At 71.3% G+C, this 19,910-nt stretch carries 16 protein-coding genes and 2 tRNA genes; 11 read left to right on the top strand and 7 right to left on the bottom strand.

Features of this window, described 5'->3' with window-relative positions:
• Positions 1 to 200 precede the first annotated feature (200 nt).
• From rsmG to rpmH, 6 genes are all read right to left on the bottom strand, one after another.
• Positions 201 to 836 (bottom strand): 16S rRNA (guanine(527)-N(7))-methyltransferase RsmG, encoded by a 636-nt coding sequence (gene rsmG / locus N912_RS65820; protein WP_037066376.1) that lies wholly within the window; start codon positions 834 to 836, stop codon positions 201 to 203.
• Between the two features lie 1,719 nt (positions 837 to 2,555).
• The gene (locus N912_RS0123375; RefSeq protein ID WP_211261361.1) at positions 2,556 to 3,107 is read right to left on the bottom strand and encodes a Jag family protein; all 552 of its coding nucleotides are present in this window, start codon (positions 3,105 to 3,107) and stop codon (positions 2,556 to 2,558) included.
• Positions 3,108 to 3,192: 85 nt separating this feature from the next.
• The gene (gene yidC / locus N912_RS54115) at positions 3,193 to 4,410 is read right to left on the bottom strand and encodes a membrane protein insertase YidC (RefSeq protein WP_051580673.1); all 1,218 of its coding nucleotides are present in this window, start codon (positions 4,408 to 4,410) and stop codon (positions 3,193 to 3,195) included.
• Entirely contained in the window at positions 4,404 to 4,739 is a 336-nt protein-coding gene (gene yidD / locus N912_RS62265; protein ID WP_084211131.1) for a membrane protein insertion efficiency factor YidD, read from the bottom strand. The genes yidC and yidD overlap by 7 nt, the downstream gene beginning before the upstream one ends.
• Entirely contained in the window at positions 4,736 to 5,089 is a 354-nt protein-coding gene (rnpA, locus tag N912_RS0123365) for a ribonuclease P protein component (protein ID WP_028924292.1), read from the bottom strand. Before rnpA ends, yidD begins: the two co-directional genes overlap by 4 nt.
• 16 nt (positions 5,090 to 5,105) lie before the next feature.
• Complete coding sequence (gene rpmH / locus N912_RS0123360) at positions 5,106 to 5,249, bottom strand: 50S ribosomal protein L34 (RefSeq protein WP_028924291.1); 144 nt, start codon at positions 5,247 to 5,249, stop codon at positions 5,106 to 5,108.
• A 539-nt stretch (positions 5,250 to 5,788) separates the two neighbouring features.
• Here rpmH and dnaA point away from each other — a divergent pair.
• The 11 genes from dnaA to N912_RS0123305 all read left to right on the top strand — a co-directional run bounded on the left by dnaA (position 5,789) and on the right by N912_RS0123305 (position 18,532).
• Positions 5,789 to 7,495, top strand: coding sequence for a chromosomal replication initiator protein DnaA (gene dnaA, locus N912_RS0123355; RefSeq protein ID WP_028924290.1), 1,707 nt, complete (start codon positions 5,789 to 5,791; stop codon positions 7,493 to 7,495).
• 597 nt (positions 7,496 to 8,092) lie between these two features.
• Positions 8,093 to 9,232, top strand: coding sequence for a DNA polymerase III subunit beta (gene dnaN / locus N912_RS0123350; protein WP_028924289.1), 1,140 nt, complete (start codon positions 8,093 to 8,095; stop codon positions 9,230 to 9,232).
• Between the two features lie 22 nt (positions 9,233 to 9,254).
• Positions 9,255 to 10,154 (top strand): phosphogluconate dehydrogenase (NAD(+)-dependent, decarboxylating), encoded by a 900-nt coding sequence (gnd, locus tag N912_RS0123345; RefSeq protein WP_028924288.1) that lies wholly within the window; start codon positions 9,255 to 9,257, stop codon positions 10,152 to 10,154.
• A gap of 6 nt (positions 10,155 to 10,160) precedes the next feature.
• Positions 10,161 to 11,330 carry a DNA replication/repair protein RecF gene (gene recF / locus N912_RS0123340; protein ID WP_028924287.1) on the top strand — a complete coding sequence of 390 codons (1,170 nt, stop codon included), beginning with the start codon at positions 10,161 to 10,163 and terminating at the stop codon, positions 11,328 to 11,330.
• A 34-nt stretch (positions 11,331 to 11,364) separates the two neighbouring features.
• Positions 11,365 to 12,075: a DciA family protein gene (locus N912_RS0123335; RefSeq protein WP_245645391.1), complete on the top strand. Its 711-nt coding sequence runs from the start codon at positions 11,365 to 11,367 to the stop codon at positions 12,073 to 12,075.
• A gap of 251 nt (positions 12,076 to 12,326) precedes the next feature.
• Positions 12,327 to 14,309 (top strand): DNA topoisomerase (ATP-hydrolyzing) subunit B, encoded by a 1,983-nt coding sequence (gyrB, locus tag N912_RS0123330; RefSeq protein ID WP_028924285.1) that lies wholly within the window; start codon positions 12,327 to 12,329, stop codon positions 14,307 to 14,309.
• A 63-nt stretch (positions 14,310 to 14,372) separates the two neighbouring features.
• The gene (gyrA, locus tag N912_RS0123325) at positions 14,373 to 16,856 is read left to right on the top strand and encodes a DNA gyrase subunit A (protein ID WP_028924284.1); all 2,484 of its coding nucleotides are present in this window, start codon (positions 14,373 to 14,375) and stop codon (positions 16,854 to 16,856) included.
• Positions 16,857 to 16,943: 87 nt separating this feature from the next.
• On the top strand, positions 16,944 to 18,122 hold the full coding sequence (locus tag N912_RS66795; protein WP_051580672.1) for a DUF3566 domain-containing protein: 1,179 nt from the start codon (positions 16,944 to 16,946) through the stop codon (positions 18,120 to 18,122).
• Positions 18,123 to 18,189: 67 nt separating this feature from the next.
• Positions 18,190 to 18,263 (top strand) — tRNA-Ile (locus tag N912_RS0123315).
• 33 nt (positions 18,264 to 18,296) lie between these two features.
• Complete coding sequence (locus N912_RS65245; RefSeq protein WP_211261360.1) at positions 18,297 to 18,410, top strand: DLW-39 family protein; 114 nt, start codon at positions 18,297 to 18,299, stop codon at positions 18,408 to 18,410.
• A 49-nt stretch (positions 18,411 to 18,459) separates the two neighbouring features.
• Positions 18,460 to 18,532, top strand: a tRNA-Ala gene (locus tag N912_RS0123305).
• A 147-nt stretch (positions 18,533 to 18,679) separates the two neighbouring features.
• On the opposite strand, the gene N912_RS0123300 is transcribed toward N912_RS0123305, so the two are convergent.
• Positions 18,680 to 19,888 carry a cytochrome P450 gene (locus tag N912_RS0123300; RefSeq protein ID WP_028924282.1) on the bottom strand — a complete coding sequence of 403 codons (1,209 nt, stop codon included), beginning with the start codon at positions 19,886 to 19,888 and terminating at the stop codon, positions 18,680 to 18,682.
• Positions 19,889 to 19,910 lie beyond the last annotated feature (22 nt).

Raw genomic sequence — 19,910 nt, 5'->3', positions numbered from 1 at the left:
GCCCCTGTGTTCGTTCCCGCGGTCAGCGCGGTGCTGGGCTCTGTGTTCGCTCCGGTGTTCGGTCGCGGTGGCGACCGGGCCGGATTCGGATGTTTCACGTGAAACATCCGGCTTGTGGTGGTGCGCCCGACCGCCGCCGCGTCGGCCATTGTCGCTGCCGTTGTCGGTGTCGAACTCGGCGCCACCCCGGGCCCACACGCTCATCCTTGCCCTCTCCTCGTCCGGGCACCGAACCGGCTCTCCTGCCGTTCGATGACAACCACGGTGGTCGGTGGATCGACGTGTGTCCCCCCGCATTGGACCACGCGCGGCACCGAGCCTCCAAAGTCACGCACGGCCGCGCGGTCGCGCGTCACCTCTTCGGACGCGGACGCGCCTTTTACCGCGAGTAGACGACCGCCGGGCCTCAGTAAGGGCAGCGCCCAGCGTGCCAACCTTGCCAACGGGGCGACCGCGCGAGCGGTCACCACGTCCGCACCGCGCCACTCCCGGCGTATCTCGCGCTCCTCGGCGCGGCCGCGCACGACGGTCACCGGGATGTCCAGCTCTTGGATGGTGGCCTGGAGCCAGTCGACCCGCCGGGCCAGCGGTTCCAGGAGCACGACCTCGAGATCCGGCCTGGCCAGCGCGAGCGGGATGCCAGGCAGGCCGGCCCCGGAGCCGAGGTCCAGCAGTCGCGCGTCCGGTTCGATGAGCTCGGCCAGGACGGCGCAGTTGAGGACGTGGCGCTGCCAGGCCCGCTCGCCCTCACGCGGGCCGATCAGCCCGTGCGTCACGCCGGTGTCCGCGAGCAGCTCGACGTAACGCACGGCCCGATCGAGCCGATCGCCGAACAGCGCCTCGGCAGCGGGGGGCGGCGTTGGCTCGGTGGCGGGGTTGGCCCGGGTCCGCTCGTCCTGCCGCTCGGGCGTCGGCGTTCGCTCTGACTTCGGGGGATGGCCGCGGTGTCCGGCCGCGGCGGAATCGTTCGGTGAGGTCCCGTCGTTCGACCCTCGGCTGGCCACGACCCGGCCGGTCGACTCCGCCGACAGCCCCGTCGCGCCGTCGGTCGCGTCTGGGCCGACGGTCGCATCCGCCCCGTCGGTCGTGCCTGCGGTCGCCTCCGCACCGCCGACCGCACCCGTCCTGCCGATCGCGCCTCCGCCCGTGTCAACCGGCGCGCCCGTGCCCGCGGCCCCGCCCGTGCCGACAGCGGTGCGCGCAGCCGTGCCCGCGCCGACAGCCGTGCCCGCAGTCGTCTCCGTGCCGCCGGCCACGTCTATGCCGCCGGTCGCCTGCGCACCGCCGGCCGCGCCCATGTCCGCAGTCGCGCCCATGTCCGCAGTCGCGCCCGTGCCCGCGGCCCCGCCCGTGGCGCCGGCCTTGACCGTGGCGCCGGCCTTGACCGTGGCGCCGGCCTTGACCGTGGCGCCGGCCGTGCCCGCACCGCCGCTCGTGTTCATGTCGCAAGCCGTGCTCATGCCGCCGATCGCCTCCGCGCCGCCGGCGCCCGCCATGCCCACGGCCGCCTCCGCACCACCGGCCGTATCCGCACCGCCGGCAGTGCCCGTGCCCACGGGCGCCTCCGTGCCACCAGCCGCGCCCGACCCGACGGCCGTCTCCGCACCGCCGGACGCCGCCATGCCCACGGCCGCGCGCGTGCATGCGGCCCTGCCCATGCCGACCGCACTGCCCATGCCGGCCGCCGTGCCCGTGCCCGCAGTCGCCGCCGTGTCAACAGCCGCTTCGGCGCTGATAGCCGCGCCCGAATCCGAACCCGAGCCCGCAGCCGCCCTTCGACCGCTCCCGGACGCCGGAGTGCCCGCAGCCGAGGACGCGTCCCGCACAGGCCCAACCAGACCGCCACCCGACGCCTGCCCGCCCAACTTCGCGCCGCCCGACGACGTCGCTCCAGAACCGGACATCCCCGACCTCACCGCGTCTACCACCTACTCACCCGCACCGATACCCGCCCAGAACCGGCCAGCCAACCAACGGCACTCGCCGACCCACCCGCGACCGTCCCGGACCACCACCGTGGCGACGCGCTGCGCGGCGCCCGTGACCCGCTGCGCGTGCTGGGCCACCGGCTCAAGCCCTGGGAAGGCCGGCTGCACGAACTGCCCGAACAAGCGGGCACCCCCGACATCCCGCCAGCAACGGCCGCCATCGAACCCGCGACGACCCGTCCATCCGTAACCACGGCGATCACTCGCCGACACCGCCCCGGACCCCGCAGATCACCACCGCACCTCGCAGGTGTCCCGGCGTCTGTGACGTGACGGCAGGGCTGCGAGAACCGAATCGGCACAGGGCCGGCCAGCCACGGGCCCCCCGCGACCAGCGCCCCGCCGGCCGCGACCGAGACCGCCGCGACGCCGACCATCCGTGGCACCAGGCCCACCGAACACTCCAACCGCACCCCGGCCGCGTCAGCCGCCGGATCGGTCACCACACACCTACGAGCCCTACCTACGAGCCTTGCCGAGAGGATTGCTCACGAACCGCCTCCGGCGACCACACCGCCGAACTCCGACGAACGTGAACAACCCTCCCGCGTTTCACGTGAAACATCCCTACGAGCGGGGAAAGACCACCACGCGACGTCGAGGGTCCTCGCCCTCGCTCTCGCTGAACACACCGCGGATGTTCGCCACCGCGTCATGCACGACCTTGCGCTCGAACGGGGTCATCGGCCGCAGCCGCACCGGCGAACCGGTGGCCAGCACATCGCGCGCGGTGTCCCGGCCGAGCTCGGCCAGCTCCGCGCGGCGGGCCACCCGCCACCCGGCGATGTCCAGCATCAACCGGCTGCGCGCGCCCGTGGACTGCTGGACCGCGAGCCTGGTCAGCTCCTGCAGCGCTTCGAGCCCCGCGCCCCGCTCGCCGACCAGCCGACCCAGGTCCTCCCCGCCGTCCACGCTGACCACGGCGCGTCCGGCCTCGACGTCGATGTCCAGGTCGCCGTCGTAGTCGAGCAGGTCGAGCAGCCGCTCCAGGTAGTCGGCGGCCACGTCACCCTCTCGAATCAGCAGGTCCTCACCAGAACCCGAACCCGAACTCGAACCCGAGGTGGCATCCGTGTCCTCGCGGCCCGCCCCCTGATCCGTCTGCGCGGTCTTCGCCACGATTACTCCTCTCCCCAACAATGCCCGGCGCGCGCCACACCGCCGCTACCGAGTTCGTCTGTGCGGGCCACCTCGGGCCCAGCGACTACCGCCGCTTGCGCCGCCGCTTCGCCGCCCCGGATCGGCCGGCCGAGTCCGCGTCCGACCCGACCTCCGCGGTCGGATCGGACGGGGCCGGCTCCGACGCGGCGGGGCTCGACGTCGGGTCCTCGACCACACCGTTCGTCGGCGTCGCGTCCGTCACGGGCCGGTCGTCCGAACCGGCGGCGGCTCCGTTCGTGCTCGCGGCGGCCGGCTTCGAGGCGCCGGTCGCGCCCCGGGCCTTGCCCGTCCCGGCCGCGCCGTTGGAACTCGCCGCACCGCCGGCCTTGCCCCGGCTCGGCGCGATCGGCTTGGCGCCCGGCTTCTTCTGCTTGCGGGCCTGGTCGGGCTTCTGGCCGACCTTCGGCGCCAGGCTGCGCTGCGTCTCGGTCTTCTTGGTGGCCTTCTCGGCCTCTTCGCGGTCGATCTTGCTGTACACCACGCGCTGCTGGCCGAGGGTCCACAGGTTGTTCGACACCCAGTAGAAGAGGATCGCCAGCGGCAGCATCGGGGCGAAGACGACCACGCCGATCGGGAACAAGTACAGGGTCAGCCTGTTCATGATCGCGGTCTGCGGGTTCTCGATCTGCGCGGGCGTCTGCCGGGCCACCGAGTGCCGGGCGGTGATGTGCGTGAAGATGCCGGCCATGATCGCCAGCGGGACCATCACCACCAGCATCTGGCCGACGGTGGTGTCGTAGGCGGCCAGCGGGGGGTAGCCCGCGACGTGGAACAGCGGGAAGTTGGGCAGGAACTCCGGCCCGACCACCGCGCCCAGCTTGGCGCCGAAGATGTGCGCCTCGTTGAACGACTGCACGCCGGCGGCGTCGAAGACGTAGTTCTCGGTCTTGCCGGGGCGGAACTCGCGCAGCACGTGGAACAGGCCGATGAACACCGGCACCTGCACCAGCACGGGCAGGCAGCCACCGAGCGGGCTGACTCCGTGCTCGCTCTGCAGCCGCTGCATCTCGGCGGCCATCTTCTGCTTGTCGTTGCCGTACTTCTTCTTCAGCTTCTGGATCTCGGGCGCGAACTCCTGCATCTTGCGCATGGACCGCACCTGGTGCACGAACGGCTTGTACAGCAGCGCCCGCAGTGTGAAGACCAGGAAGACGACGGCCAGCGCCCAGGTGATCCCGCTGGACGCGCCGAACACGAACCCGAACACCATGTGCCAGAACCACAGGATCCACGAGACCGGGTAATAGATGAAGTTCAGCACGGTTCTCGCTCCTCGGTGGTGCTGCGATCGGTACGGCGAGCGGCGCGGGGCCGCCGCGGTGGCACGGGGTCGACACCTCCAGGGTGCCAGGGTGCGCAGCGCAGCAGGCGCCAAAGCGCCAACGCGCTGCCCTCGAACAAGCCGTGGGTACGCAGCGACTCCAGCGCGTACTCGCTACAGCTCGGATAGAACCGACAGGTCGGCGGCCGCGACGGCGATATCCACCGCCGGTAGAACCGAATCAGCGCGACCAGCGGCCGCGCCAGGAGCGGGGTGTGCGGCGGCTCGTCAGGGGCGCCGGCCTGCCATGGTGTTGCGGTTTCGCTCATCGTCTGCCCTGGTCGGCCCGCAGGGCGCGGAGCGCGCTGTCCACGTCGGCGCCGAGCTGGGCCGAGTTCGCGGTCGCCGAGCCCGGCCGCGCGCGCACCACCAACTGGGTGCCCGCGGGGAGCTGGTCGAGCCGGTCTCGCATCAGGTGCCGCAGCCGCCGCACCACCCGGTGCCGAACCACCGAACCTCCCACCGCCTTGCTCACCACGAACCCGACCTGTCGCTCGGGCCGTGGTGCGCCGGGAAGAAGCGCATGCATCACGACCAGTGTGCGCCCGACCTTGCGGCCCCGGCGGACCACCGTGGCGAAGTCGTCGCGGTGGGTCAGCCGGGCGGTCGCCGGGAGCACGGCAGTGCGGCCCGCGTCAGGCGGACAGCTTCTCCCGGCCCTTGCGCCGGCGCGCGGCCAGGATCGCCCGGCCGGCGCGGGTGCGCATCCGGAGGCGGAAGCCGTGGGTACGCGAACGGCGGCGGTTGTTCGGCTGAAAGGTGCGCTTGCCCTTGCTCACTTCTCGGTTCTCCCGTTCTCACATCCGCCGCTTGGCATGGTGAACTGTGCACATGCCATCGTTCTCGGACGTTCGATGGGCCACCCGGATCGCCGCCAGCCGTCTCGCCCGAGACGTCCGGATGACTGCATGCCACAGCGCGCCGGCTCGCGACGCGGTTACGTCAAGCGTACAGCGCGACCCGCACCGCAGCCGGAGCAACCCCGTAACGAGCGCTCATCCAGCCCCGCCGGCGAGTGAGGCGACAACACAGCGCGACCCGCACCGCGGCGTGAGCAACCCCGTGACGAGCGGGTCGCCCGAGCCCGGCCGGACCGGGATCAGCTTGTGGACAACCGCCCCGCGTTGTTAGCGTGCGCACCTTCGTACTTCGACCCGGGGGAAGTGGCCGTCATTGGGTACCCGCCCCGGGGGTGCCCCGCGAGTACGGCTTCCTCTCCGCGTACCGTCCCGCGCACAGGTGTGGACAACCCTGTGGACGGCACCGCTGACATCGGTGTTTGACAACAGGGCTTTCGACGAGGGGGGAGCGCCGGTCGATGGGCGACCAAGCGAACGGCCTGAGCGAGGTCTGGGACCGGGTGGTCGCCGACCTCTCCGGCACCCGGGAGGGCGGCCCCGACGGTAGGGGTAACGACTCCGGACCCGATCACGGGGGCACCACCTCGCTGTCCGCGCAGCAGCGCGCGTTCCTGCGCCTGACCCGCCCCCTCGGCCTGCTCGACGACACAGCACTGCTGGCCGCCCCGACCGAGTTCGCCAAGGACGCGATCGAACGCATCCTGCGCCGGCCGATCAGCGAGGCGCTGGGCCGGCACCTGGGCACGGCGATCACCCTGGCGGTGGTGGTGGACCCGGCCGCCGCCGCGAGCGGCACCGAGGTGCCCCGCGCCGACGCCCGCCCGGACGACGGCTTCGAGGAGCCGCCGACCCGTCCGCGCTACGCCGACCCACGGCATGCCGACCCGCGACCGAGGGACGAGTTCGACCGCGGCCCGGATGTCGACTTAGGCACACCCGAGGGCCGGGGCTACGGCTCCGAGACCGACCGCCCGGTGGGGCGTGAGTACGAGGGCGACCCCCGAACCGGCCGCGAGCAACCGGAGAGCTGGCCGACGTACTCCGCGTCCGGGTCCGCCTCGGCCGCGGGAGCCACCAGCGCCGGCCCGACCGGCGGCAGCGCGGGCCCAGTCGGCGCCCAGGCGCGGATGACCAGCCGGCTCAACGAGAAGTACACCTTCGACACGTTCGTCATCGGCGCTTCCAACCGGTTCTCCCACGCCGCCGCGGTCGCCGTCGCCGAGGCACCGGCCCGCGCGTACAACCCGCTGTTCATCTGGGGCGAGTCCGGGCTGGGCAAGACGCACCTGCTGCACGCGGTCGGGCACTACGCGCAGCGGCTGTTCCCAGGCATGCGGGTGCGCTACATCTCCACCGAGGAGTTCACCAACGACTTCATCAACAGCCTGCGCGACGACCGGAAGGTGGCCTTCCAGCGCCGCTACCGGGACGTGGACGTGCTGCTGGTGGACGACATCCAGTTCCTGGAGGGCAAGGAAGGCACCCAGGAGGAGTTCTTCCACACCTTCAACACCCTGCACAACGCCAACAAGCAGATTGTCGTGTCCTCCGACCGGCCGCCGAAACGGCTGGAGACCCTGGAGGACCGGATGCGCACCCGGTTCGAGTGGGGCCTGATCACCGACATCCAGCCGCCCGAGCTGGAGACCCGGATCGCCATCCTGCGCAAGAAGGCCGCCCAGGACCGGCTGGCCGCCCCGGCCGAGGTGCTGGAGTTCATCGCCGCCCGCATCGAGCGCAACATCCGCGAGCTGGAGGGCGCGCTGATCCGGGTCACCGCGTTCGCCTCGCTGAACCGCCAGCCCGTGGACACCCAGCTGGCCGAGATCGTGCTGCGCGACCTCATCCCGGACTCGCAGACCCCGGAGATCACCGCGCCGACCATCATGGCGGTCACCGCCGAGTTCTTCGACCTGACCATGGACGAGCTGTGCGGGCCAGGAAAGACCAAGGCGCTCGCCCAGGCCCGCCAGATCGCCATGTACCTGTGCCGCGAGCTGACCGACCTGTCGCTGCCCCGCATCGGGCAGACCTTCGGCGGCCGCGATCACACCACCGTGATGCACGCGGACAAGAAGATCCGTAACGAGATCGCGCAAAGGCGCAAGACCTTCGAACAGGTCCAGGAGCTCACCGCCCGTATCAAGCAGCGCGCCAGGCCCTGATAGCAGGGTCGGGTCGCGACGCCCCGTAACCACAAGATCCCCCGGGCCCACCCGAGCGCGTTGATCCGAACACGACCCGATCCGGCGCCCGGCCGCCGCCGCGGTCGCCCTCCGTGCTCGCGACCGAACCCTTCACCCACACTTGGGGATAACTCTGTGGATGCCTGTGCACGGGCCCGTGGACCGCGCGTGGACGGTTCGCCGCTACACCGTGGACGGGCCCGTGCACAAGGGGGACGGACAAACTCCTTCGGACGATCCATCCACCGGCCACGCACCGCCATCCGCATCCCGACCGCCCGGTTGTCCCCATCGCGACACGCCCCTTGACCAGCGCCGTCGCCAAGCGTCCCCACCATCCACAGCCCTTACTGCTACGACTGTTTTTCCTTTCATCAAGAAGAACCGAGAGAAACCGGGCTGTGCACGGCCGCTCGCCTCGCCCGCCGATCCGGGGCGAAGCGAACCGCGCTCACCCATGCCCCGCGTCAGGCCCTCCGGCCCGACGCTCTACGGTTGACCCCTAAGCACCGCCGCTCCCCGTGGCGAACACGGGTCGAGCTGGCCGCTCGTTACCGCAGGGTTGAGAGGTCCACCATGAAGTTCCGGGTCGAACGAGACGCGTTGGCCGACGGAGTGGCCTGGGTGGCACGCACGCTGCCGCCCCGCCCACCGGTCCCGGTCCTCGGCGGGGTGCTGCTCGAAGCCGGCACCGACGCCGACGAGCAGGCACTGACGGTGTCCGGCTTCGACTACGAGGTCTCCGCGCGGGCCGACGTCGACGCCTCGGTCGGCACCCCCGGCCGCGCGCTGGTCTCCGGGCGGCTGCTCGCGGACATCACCAAGTCGCTGCCGCCGCACCCGGTGGACGTGGCCGTCGACGGCGCCCGGGCCACGATCACCTGTGGCAGCGCCCGGTTCAGCCTGCCCACCATGCCGGTGGAGGACTACCCCAAGCTGCCGGACATGCCCACCCTGGCCGGCTCGGTGCAGCCCGAGGTCTTCGCCGAGGCCGTCACCCAGGTCGCGGTGGCCGCAGGCAAGGACGACACGCTCCCGATGCTCACCGGGATCCGCCTGGAGATCGAGGGCGAGAAGCTGACCATGGCCGCCACCGACCGGTTCCGGCTGGCCGTGCGCGAGCTGCAGTGGCACCCGGGCGACGCCGGGCTGAGCACGGCGGTGCTGGTCCCGGCGCGGACCCTGGCCGACGCGGCTAAGACGCTGGCCGGCAAGGACCCGGTGCAGCTCGCGCTCGCCGAGGGCGACGGCATGCTCGGCCTGGCCGGCAACGGCCGCCAGTCCACCACCCGGCTGCTGGACGCGGAGTTCCCCAAGTACCGCCAGCTGCTGCCGACCGAGCACACCTCGGCCGCCGTCATCGAGATCGCCCCGTTCGTCGAGGCCATCAAGCGCGTCTCGCTGGTCGCGGACCGGGCCGCGCAGGTCCGGCTGGAGTTCACCGAGGGCGACCTGCGGCTGACCGCCGGCGGCGACGACGAGGGCAGCGCCGAGGAGCACCTGCGCTGCGAGCTGGACGGCGAGCCGCTGACCATCGCGTTCAACCCCAGCTACCTGCTCGACGGGCTCAACGCCCTGCACGCCGACCGGGTGCACCTGGCGTTCACCACGCCGAGCCGCCCGGCGCTGGCCCGCCCGGTCTCGCCGGACGACGAGGAGCCCGGCAAGTCGACCGGGTATCTGCACCTGCTGATGCCGGTACGGTTGCCCGGTTAGCCGTCACAACCTAGGGGGAACCATGCAGCTCGGGCTGGTCGGGCTCGGCCGGATGGGCGGCAACATGGCCGAACGCCTGCGCGCCGCCGGACACGACGTCATCGGGTACGACCCGCACGCCGAGGCCAGCAACGTCGCCTCGCTGGCCGAGCTGGTCGAGAAGCTGGCCGCGCCGCGCGTGGTCTGGGTGATGGTCCCGGCCGGCGCGCCGACCAGGGACACCGTGGCCCAGCTCGGCCAACTCCTGGACGCCGGCGACCTGGTGATCGACGGCGGGAACTCCAAGTTCACCGACGACCAGCACAACGCCGCGCTGCTCGCCGAGCGGTCGGTCGGATACCTGGACTGCGGCGTCTCCGGCGGGGTCTGGGGGCGGACCAACGGGTACGGGCTGATGGTCGGCGGGTCCGAGCAGGACGTCCAGCGCGCGATGCCCATCTTCGACGCGCTGCGCCCGGAGGGCCCCCGCGAGGAGGGCTTCGCGCACGCGGGCGCGGTCGGCGCCGGTCACTACTCCAAGATGGTGCACAACGGCATCGAGTACGGGCTCATGCAGGCCTACGCCGAGGGCTACGAGCTGCTGCACGCCGCCAAGCTGGTGCACGACGTGCCGGCGGTGGTCAAGGCGTGGTCGCGGGGCACGGTGGTCCGGTCCTGGCTGCTGGACCTGCTGGTCCGCGCGCTGGAGGAGGACCCCGAGCTGGCCGACCTCGAAGGCTATGTTGACGACTCCGGCGAGGGCCGCTGGACCGTCGAGGAGGCCATCAACAACGCGGTGCCGATGCCGGTGATCTCCGCCGCGCTGTTCGCCCGGTTCGCCTCCCGGCAGGACGAGTCGCCCGCGATGAAGGCGGTGGCCGCGCTGCGCCAGCAGTTCGGCGGGCACGCGGTGAAGAAGGCCGGCCCGCCCGGGGCCGGCTAGGCGGCGATGTACCTGCGCCGGTTGTCGGTCGCCGACTTTCGCTCATGGCCGGCGGCCGACCTGAGCTTCGAGCCCGGGGTCAGCGTGCTGGTCGGCCCGAACGGGGCCGGCAAGACCAACCTGGTCGAGGCCGTCGGCTACCTGGGCACGTTCGGCTCGCACCGGGTGGCCACCGATGCCCCGCTGGTACGCAGGGGAACGCAGCTCGCGGTGGTGCGCGGGCTCGCCGTGCGCGGTGACCGCGAGCTGGCGATCGAGGTCCAGATCACCCCGGGCAAGGCAAACAAGGTGCGGGTGAACCGCTCCCCGCTGCCCCGGGCGCGCGAGGCGCTGGGCATCGTGCGCAGCGTGCTGTTCGCCCCGGAGGACCTGGCGCTGGTCAGGGGCGACCCGGGAGAGCGCCGACGCTTCCTGGACGAGCTGCTGATCCTGCGCTGGCCCCGGTATGCCGGCGTCCGAAGCGACTACGACCGGGTGGTGCGCCAGCGCTCGGCCTTGCTCAAGACCGCGAAGCTCGGCCGCTCCGGGAGCGCGGAGAAGGCCGAGCTGAGCACCCTGGACGTGTGGGACGGCCACCTGGCCCGGCACGGCGCCGCCCTGCTGGCCGGGCGGCTGCGGCTGGTCGCGGAGCTGGCCGGCCCGGTGCGCGACGCCTACGCCGAAGTGGCCGGCCCGGCCGCCGCCTCGGCGCCGGCGGACGCGCGCTACCGAAGCGGTGTCGTGCCGGGCGAGGAGGTTCCCGACGAGGCGGAGCTGGAACAGGCGCTGCTGGACGAGCTGGGCCGGACCCGCCGCCAGGAGCTGGAGCGTGGGGTGTGCCTGGTCGGGCCGCACCGCGACGACCTCGAGCTGCGCCTCGGGGACGGGCCGGCCAAGGGCTACGCCAGCCACGGCGAGTCCTGGTCGCTGGCGCTGGCCCTGCGGCTGGGCTCGTTCGAGCTGCTGCGCGCGGACCTCGGCGAGCCGGGCGACAGCTCCGACCCGATCCTGATCCTGGACGACGTGTTCGCCGAGCTGGACGGCAGGCGGCGCGATGCGCTCGCCGAGCTGGCGGTGCGGGCCGAGCAGGTCCTGGTCACCGCCGCGGTCCCCGACGACGTGCCGGAAAAACTGAGCGGCGCGCGGTTCGACGTAGGATCCGGCCAGGTGACCGGGCCGATATCACACGACAGCTAGATCACCCGGCGATGTGGACAACACTGTGGATACTGTGGATAACTCTGGACGAGCTGGGGACGCCGACGGGCCCGAACCGCCGAGCGCCGGCAATCGACCGTTCATCCGTCATTCACCGCCTGAGACTGTCCTCAACCCTGGGGACGGGCCCTCTAAACCGCCCACCGACGAACATCAACCCGACACGCCGAACCCCTCCGGGTGGTCACCGGGCGCGTCCGAACAGTCACCCAACGCGTCCGGCGCGGACCTGGCACGGGAGGCCCTGCGTGCCGCCCAGCGCTCGGCGGCCGCCCGTGGCGTTCGCCCCGGCGCGCCCGCCAAGGGCAGGTGGCGCCGCGCCGGCCGGGGCGCCCGACGGCGGGGGTGGTCCGGCGCCCGCCCCGACGACCGCGACCCGCAGCCGCTGGGCCGGCTGGCCTCCAAGCTGGTGGCCGACCAGGGCTGGCAGGAACGGGTCACCTCGGCGTCGGTGTTCGGAAGGTGGGCCGAGCTGGTCGGCGCGGACGTGGCCGAGCACGCCACCCCACTGACCCTGCGCGACGGCGAGCTGACCGTCGCGGCCAGCTCCACCGCGTGGGCCACCCAGCTGCGCACCCTGCAACGCCAGCTGCTGGCCCGGATCGCCGCCGGGCTCGGGCCGAACGTGGTGCGCAAGCTGAAGGTGCAGGGACCGGCCGCGCCGAGCTGGCGCCGAGGCCCCCGACACGCCCCCGGGAGGGGTCCCCGTGACACCTACGGATGACCGCTTCGGCGGGCTCGGCGGCCCGGCTTCGCAAACGCCAGGTGTCCAATCGGGGGTATCTCGGACCCGCCTCGGTCGCCGATCGGCGCTCTGTGTGCGTTCTAGGGGTGTCCTAGGCGCCGTTCAGGTCAGCCGGACCAGTAGAATGGACCAGGGAGCGCCGCGTTGCCCCGGTTTCCTGCGCGGCGGCCCCCGGCGCGGGCTCTGACCGCCCCCGCCGGTCGTACCCAGGCAAGGAGACATAAAGGCCCGTGGCTGCTCAGAAGAAGAACGCCTACAGCGCGTCCTCCATTACCGTGCTGGAGGGGCTCGAAGCTGTCCGCAAGCGGCCCGGCATGTACATCGGTTCCACCGGTGAGCGCGGCCTGCACCACCTGATCTGGGAAGTCGTGGACAACGCGGTGGACGAGGCCATGGCCGGCCACGCCACCCGGGTCAACGTCACCCTGCTCGCCGACGGCGGCGTCAAGGTGGTCGACGACGGCCGGGGCATCCCGGTCGGCCTGCACCCGGTGGAGAAGGTGCCCGCCGTCGAGGTCGTGATGACCCGGCTGCACGCCGGCGGCAAGTTCGACGACAAGTCCTACGCGGTGTCCGGCGGCCTGCACGGCGTCGGCGTGAGCGTGGTGAACGCGCTGTCCAGCGCGCTGGACGTGGAGATCCACCTGGACGGTGTGGTCTGGCGGCAGCACTACGAGCGCTCGGTGCCCAGCAAGCTGCGCAAGGGCGAGCCGACCCACGAGAGCGGCACCGCCATCACGTTCTGGGCCGACCCGGACATCTTCGAGACCACCACGTACAACATCGAGACGATCGCGCGCCGGCTGCAGGAGATGGCCTTCCTGAACAAGGGCCTGACCATCGTGCTGCGCGACGAGCGCAACGGCGACAACGGCACCCAGGAGGAGCCGGACGCCGAGGGCTACGTGGCCAAGGTCAAGGAGCGCACCTTCCACTACCCGGGCGGGCTGGAGGACTTCGTCGCCCACATCAACAAGACCAAGGACGCCATCCACAAGAAGGTGGTGGCGTTCCAGGCGGCCGGCGAGGAGCACCAGGTCGAGGTCGCCATGCAGTGGAACTCCAGCTACACGGAGTCCGTCTACACCTTCGCCAACACCATCAACACCCACGAGGGCGGCACCCACGAGGAGGGCTTCCGCGCGGCGCTGACCTCCACGGTCAACAGGTACGCCCGGGACAAGAAGCTGCTCAAGGAGAAGGACGCCGCGCTGACCGGCGACGACATCCGCGAGGGCCTCGCCGCCATCGTGAGCGTCAAGGTCAAGGAGCCCCAGTTCGAGGGCCAGACCAAGACCAAGCTGGGCAACACCGAGGTCAAGTCGTTCGTGCAGCGGGTCTGCAACGAGTGGCTGGCCGACTGGCTCGAGCGCAACCCGGCCGAGGCCAAGACCATCGTGAACAAGGCGGTGTCCAGCGCGCAGGCCCGGATGGCCGCCCGCAAGGCCCGCGAGCTGGTTCGCCGCAAGACCGCCGGCGACATCGGCGGGCTGCCCGGCAAGCTGGCCGACTGCCGCTCCACCGACCCGTCCCGCTCCGAGGTCTACATCGTGGAGGGCGACTCGGCGGGCGGCTCGGCGAAGTCCGGCCGGGACTCCATGTTCCAGGCCATCCTGCCGATCCGCGGCAAGATCATCAACGTGGAGAAGGCCCGCATCGACAGGGTCCTCAAGAACACCGAGGTCCAGGCCATCATCACCGCCCTGGGGACCGGCATCCACGACGAGTTCGACATCGCCAAGCTGCGGTACCACAAGATCGTGCTGATGGCCGACGCCGACGTGGACGGCCAGCACATCCAGACCCTCCTGCTGACCCTGCTGTTCCGGTTCATGCGCCCGCTGATCGAGCACGGCCACGTGTTCCTGGCCAAGCCGCCGCTCTACAAGATCAAGTGGGGCGGCCGGGGCGCCGAGCCGGAGTACGCCTACTCCGACAAGGAGCGCGACGGCCTCGTCGAGACCGGTCGCGCCGGCGGCAAGAAGCTGCCCAAGGACGAGGGCATCCAGCGCTACAAGGGTCTCGGCGAGATGAACGCCAAGGAGCTGTGGGAGACCACCATGGACCCGGCCAACCGGGTGCTGCGCCAGGTCACCCTGGACGACGCCGCCACCGCCGACGAGCTGTTCTCCATCCTGATGGGCGAGGACGTGGAGTCCCGGCGCTCGTTCATCACCCGCAACGCCAAGGACGTCCGCTTCCTGGACGTGTGACCGGCCGCCGGTCCCGCCTGACCCACCCGAGAGAGAGTTGAGAAAGTCTCCGTGACGGACACCATGGATCCCACCGTCCCAGGCAATGGTGGTGGCGACCGCGTCGAACCGGTCGACATCCAGCAGGAGATGCAGCGCTCCTACATCGACTACGCGATGAGCGTGATCGTCGGTCGGGCGCTGCCGCTGGTGGAGGACGGGCTCAAGCCGGTCCACCGCCGGGTGCTCTACTCGATGGGCGAGAACGGCTTCCGGCCGGACCGCTCGTACGTCAAGTGCGCCCGCGTGGTCGGCGAGGTGATGGGCAACTATCACCCGCACGGCGACTCGTCGATCTACGACGCGCTGGTGCGGCTGGCCCAGCCGTGGTCGATGCGCTACCCGCTGATCGACGGCCAGGGCAACTTCGGCTCGCGGGGCAACGACCCGGCCGCCGCCATGCGGTACACCGAGTGCCGGCTCTCGCCGCTGGCCATGGCGATGCTCCAGGACATCGACGAGGACACCGTCGACTTCCTGGACAACTACGACGGCAAGACCCAGGAACCCGAGGTCCTGCCGTCCCGCATCCCGAACCTGCTGATCAACGGCAGCGCCGGCATCGCGGTCGGGATGGCCACCAACGTCCCGCCGCACAACCTGCGCGAGGTCGGCGCCGGCATCGTCTGGGGCCTGGACAACCCGGATGCGTCCGACGACGAGCTGCTGGCCGCGCTCATGGAGCGCATCAAGGGCCCGGACTTCCCGACCTACGGGCTGATCGTCGGCCGCAACGGCATCGAGCAGGCCTACCGCACCGGCCGGGGCTCGGTACGGATGCGCGCCGTGGTGGAGGTGGAGGAGGACACCAAGGGCCGCGCCACCCTGGTGGTCACCGAGCTGCCCTACATGGTCAACCCGGACAACCTGATCGAGTCCATCGCCGGGCTGGTCAGGGACGGCCGGTTGGCCGGCATCGCCGAGATCAACGACGAGTCCAGCGACCGGATCGGCATGCGCATCGTGATCACGCTCAAGCGTGACGCGGTGGCCAAGGTGGTGCTGAACAACCTCTACAAGCACACCCAGCTGCAGTACAGCTTCGGCGTGAACATGCTGGCCATCGTCGACGGGGTGCCCCGCACCCTGCGGCTGGACCAGGTGATCCGGCACTACATCCGGCATCAGATCGAGGTCATCGTCCGGCGCACCCGCTACCGGCTGCGCAAGGCCGAGGAGCGCGCCCACATCCTGCGCGGCCTGGTCAAGGCGCTGGACGCGCTGGACGAGGTCATCGCGCTGATCCGCCGCTCGCCGTCGGCGGACGAGGCCCGTCCGGGCCTGATGGAGCTGCTGGACATCGACGACATCCAGGCCACCGCGATCCTGGACATGCAGCTGCGCCGGCTGGCCGCGCTGGAACGTCAGAAGATCATCGACGATCTGGCCGAGCTGGAGCGGATGATCGCCGACTACCAGGACATCCTGGCCCGCCCGGAGCGGCAGCGGCAGATCGTCAAGGACGAGCTGACCGAGATCATCGAGAAGCACGGCGACGACCGCCGCACCCAGCTGGTGCCCGACGACGGCGAGGTCGCCGACGAGGACCTGATCGCGGTCGAGGACGTGGTCGTCACGATCACCCAGACCGGCTACGCCAAGCGCACCAAGACCGACCTGTACCGGGCGCAGAAGCGCGGCGGCAAGGGCGTGCAGGGCGCGCAGCTCAAGCAGGACGACATCGTGGCGCACTTCTTCGTGTGCTCCACGCACGACTGGATGTTGTTCTTCACCAACAAGGGCCGGGTGTACCGGCTCAAGGCCTACGAGCTGCCGGAGGCCAACCGGGCCGCCCGGGGCCAGCACGTGGCGAACCTGCTGGCCTTCCAGCCGGACGAGCACATCGCCCAGGTCATGCAGATCAAGGACTACCAGGCGTCCCCGTACCTGGTGCTGGCCACGAAGAACGGCCTGGTGAAGAAGTCCAAGCTGGAGGACTTCGACTCCAACCGCTCCGGCGGCCTGATCGGCATCAACCTGCGCGACGACGACGAGCTGGTCGGCGCCGTGCTGTGCGGGCCGGACGACGACCTGCTGCTGGTGTCCGCCGAGGGCCAGTCCATCCGGTTCCATGCCGACGACGACGCGCTGCGCCCGATGGGCCGGGCCACGTCCGGCGTGTTCGGCATGCGGTTCAACGGCGAGGACCGGCTGCTGTCCCTCGGCGTGGTGCGCGACGGCACGTTCGTGTTGGTCGCCACCGCGGGCGGCTATGCCAAGCGCACTCCGATCGAGGACTATCCGGTGCAGGGTCGCGGCGGCAAGGGCGTGTTGACCATCCAGTACGACCGTCGGCGCGGCACACTTGTCGGGGCGCTGATCGTGGATGTCCGCGACGAGATCTACGCCATCACGTCCGGCGGCGGTGTGATCCGCACCCGGGCCCGCGAGGTGCGCAAGGCGGGCCGGCAGACCAAGGGCGTGCGGCTGATGAACCTCGGCGAGGGCACCACCCTGCTGGCCATCGCCCGCAACGCGGAGGATCTGGCCGACGGCAACGACGGCTGATCGGGCGGGGGCTGCGGCCAGCTCACCACGGCGGCGCTCTAGGGTGACCCCGACCGAGTGAAAAACCGAGGAGGCGCGAGGCAACTCGTGACCACACCGACCGACCCGCCGCGGCCCACCCGCCCCTCGCCGGGGCCCAGGGCCAGACCCGCCGGGGGCGACTCGACGACCATCGTCGAGCCGCCCGATCCCGGCACCGACACCAGCGCCGTGACCAGCGCGGATCCCGATACGGATACCGGCACCGCCGGTCCGGGGACCGCCCGCGACACGGCCGGGGCGGCGGCCAGCGCAAAGCTCGTAACCGAAGAGGACGTGGCCGCCGAAGAGGTGGCCACCATCGCCGAACCCGCCGCGGGCGAGGGTTCCGCCGGCGAAGGTGACGCCGACCGGAAAGCCGGTGCCCCCGGTGACGCGGGCGCCGCCACCGAGCCCGCGACCGAGCCCGCCGTTGAGCCCGTCACCGCCGCGGGCACAGACGCCGCCGCCACCGAGCGCGACGATCCGCCGGCCCAGCGCCCCGAGGTGGAGCCCGTGAGCCGCACCGCCCGCGCCTCCGGCACGTTGCCGCCTCCCTGGCGGCGGACGGCGGGAACGTCCGAACCCGGGCCGCCCGGCGCTCGCCCGGGGGGATCCCTGCCGCCCCCGGGTGGCCCCCGGCGCTCCAGCAAGCTCCCGAGCGCGAGCCGCATCCCGGCGCCGTCGACCGGTCGCTTCAGGATCAACGACCGGGGCGCCGCCGCCACCGAAGGCGCGGACGCCGAGTCCGCCGGGGAGCCCGGCCATACGCAGCTCGACACGCCGACCCGGGGGTTCCGCCGCCCACCCGGCCAGGCCGCTCCCCCGGAGAGCAGGGTCGAGCAGACCTCGCCGCCCGGCGGGTTCCCGATGAGCTGGCCGCGCAGCCGCCGGCCCCGCCAGGCCAACCTTCAGCTCAAGCGGCTCGACCCGTGGTCTGTGTTGAAGATCGCACTGGTGCTCGCGGCGGTGCTCTACCTGGTCTGGATGGTCGCGGTCGGCCTGCTCTACGGCGTCCTGAACGGCGTCGGCGTCTGGGACCGGCTCAACGGCCAGTACGCCGACCTGGTGGCCGAGCAGGGCGGTGACCGCCTGATCAGCGCCGGCCGGGTGTTCGTGGTCGCGGCGCTGATCGGGGCGGTGAACAGCCTGCTCGTCGCGGTCGGGCTGTCCGTCGGGGCGTTCATCTACAACGTGTCCGCCGACCTGGTCGGAGGTATCGAACTGACGCTGTCCGAGCGGGACTAGCCCGTAGAGGTGGCCGGTTCGGGCGCCCTCGGGCGCCTGGGCTAGGCTTGTCAGTGCCTCGGTTCGAGGGCCCATAGCTCAGTCGGTTAGAGCGCGTCGCTGATAACGACGAGGTCGGTGGTTCAAGTCCACCTGGGCCCACTCCCGCGCAACTCGCAGAGGAACAGTGATCACATGAAGAAGTTTCTGGTCTTCGCCGCGATTCTCGGTGTCGCGGCGTTCGTGTTCAGCAAGGTCCGGTCGCGCTCCGACGAGGACCCCTGGCAGCACGCGACCACGAACAACTGACGCGCGACAACCCGTGCGGCGGACGGGCCAGCTGACCCGTCCGCAAACCGGGGACGTAGCTCAATTGGCAGAGCACTGCCTTTGCAAGGCAGGGGTTAGGGGTTCGATTCCCCTCGTCTCCACCCGACTGGGAGGCTCGTGCTCGCGGAGAGCGCGAGCCTTTGTCGTGTGGTCATTATGTTGGGGGGCCGAGCCCCCCAGACCCCCCACGGTGCGAGCTCCTCTCGACCCAGCGTGGTTGGGTCTGGGCTTGACCAGCGCCTGGTCTGTCATCTGTCCCAGGTGACGGGCAGGTTCTTTACGCCGTAGACGTCCGCGGTTTCAGGGCGTAGGGCTACTTCGTCGGCTGGTACGGCCAGGCGGAGGGTGGGGAAGCGGGTGAGCAGGGCCGGGAAGGCTACGCGCATCTCCACGCGGGCCAGTTGTTGGCCCAGGCACTGGTGGATGCCGTGGCCGAAGGCCAGGTGCCTGCCGTCCTGCCTGCGGATGTCGAGTGCGTGGGGGTTGGGGAAGCGGTCGGGGTCTCGATTGGCGGTGTTGTAGGACAGGATGATCGCGGTGCCGGCCTTGATGGTCTGGCCGGCCAGCTCGACGTCCTCCAGGGCCGTTCTCATGAAGGTCTTGGCGACGGTCAGGTAGCGCAGTAGTTCTTCCACGGCGCCGTCCGTGAGGTCGGGGTTGGCGCGCAGGGCGGCCAGTTGGGTCGGGTTGCGCAGTAGGGCGAAGGTGCCGAGCGCGAGCATGTTCGCGGTGGTGTCGAAGCCGGCGGCCAGCAGGAGCAGGGCGATGCCTTTGAGCTCCTCGTCGGTCAGGTCGGTGTCGGTGAGGTCGCTGAGGACGTCGTCGGTGGGGTTCGCGCGTTTGGCGGCCACCAGGTCGGCGAGGTAGTGCTGGGTCGCGGTGTAGGCGGCCATGAGGTCCTCGTCGCTGGTCTCGCCGCTCATGAACGACTCGACCTGCTCCTGGAAGGAGCCCCGGTCCTGGTAGGGCACGCCCAGCAGCTCGCAGATCATGATGGCGGGGATGGGCCTGGCGAACGCGGGCACCAGGTCCGAGGGCGGGCCTGACTTCTCCATGGCGTCCAGGTGGTCGGCGGTGACCTGCTCGACGCGCTCGGTGAGCAGGCGCATCCGGCGCGCGGTGAACTTGCCCACCAGCGGTTTGCGGTAGCGGCCGTGGCGGGGCTCGTCCATGAGCAGGAACTCGCCGGGCGGCGCCTCGGTGACCTCCACGCCGGAGTAGTCGATCAACGGGTGGTGGAGCATGAGCTCCCTGCGCGAGCTGAAGCGCGAGTCGGTGAGGACCGACCTGACCAGGTCGTAGCCGGTGACCAGCCAGCCCTGGTGGCCGTCGGGGAAGCGGTAGCGGCTGATGGGGCCGTGTCGGTGGGCGTCGATCAGCCCGGCCGGCGGGTCGAAGGGACAGCCGGGCTGGCGCGCGGTCGGCAAGGTCGTGACGGTGTTGAGCGGCTCACCCATGGCGGTTCCTTTGTCTCGAGGC

It is taken from the genome of Actinospineispora acaciae DSM 45401, assembly GCF_000620785.1.
In the GTDB taxonomy this organism is placed as follows: domain Bacteria; phylum Actinomycetota; class Actinomycetes; order Mycobacteriales; family Pseudonocardiaceae; genus Pseudonocardia; species Pseudonocardia acaciae.
The sequence above is the reverse complement of the archived record's forward strand: the minus strand, read 5'-3'. Positions and strand labels throughout refer to the sequence as shown.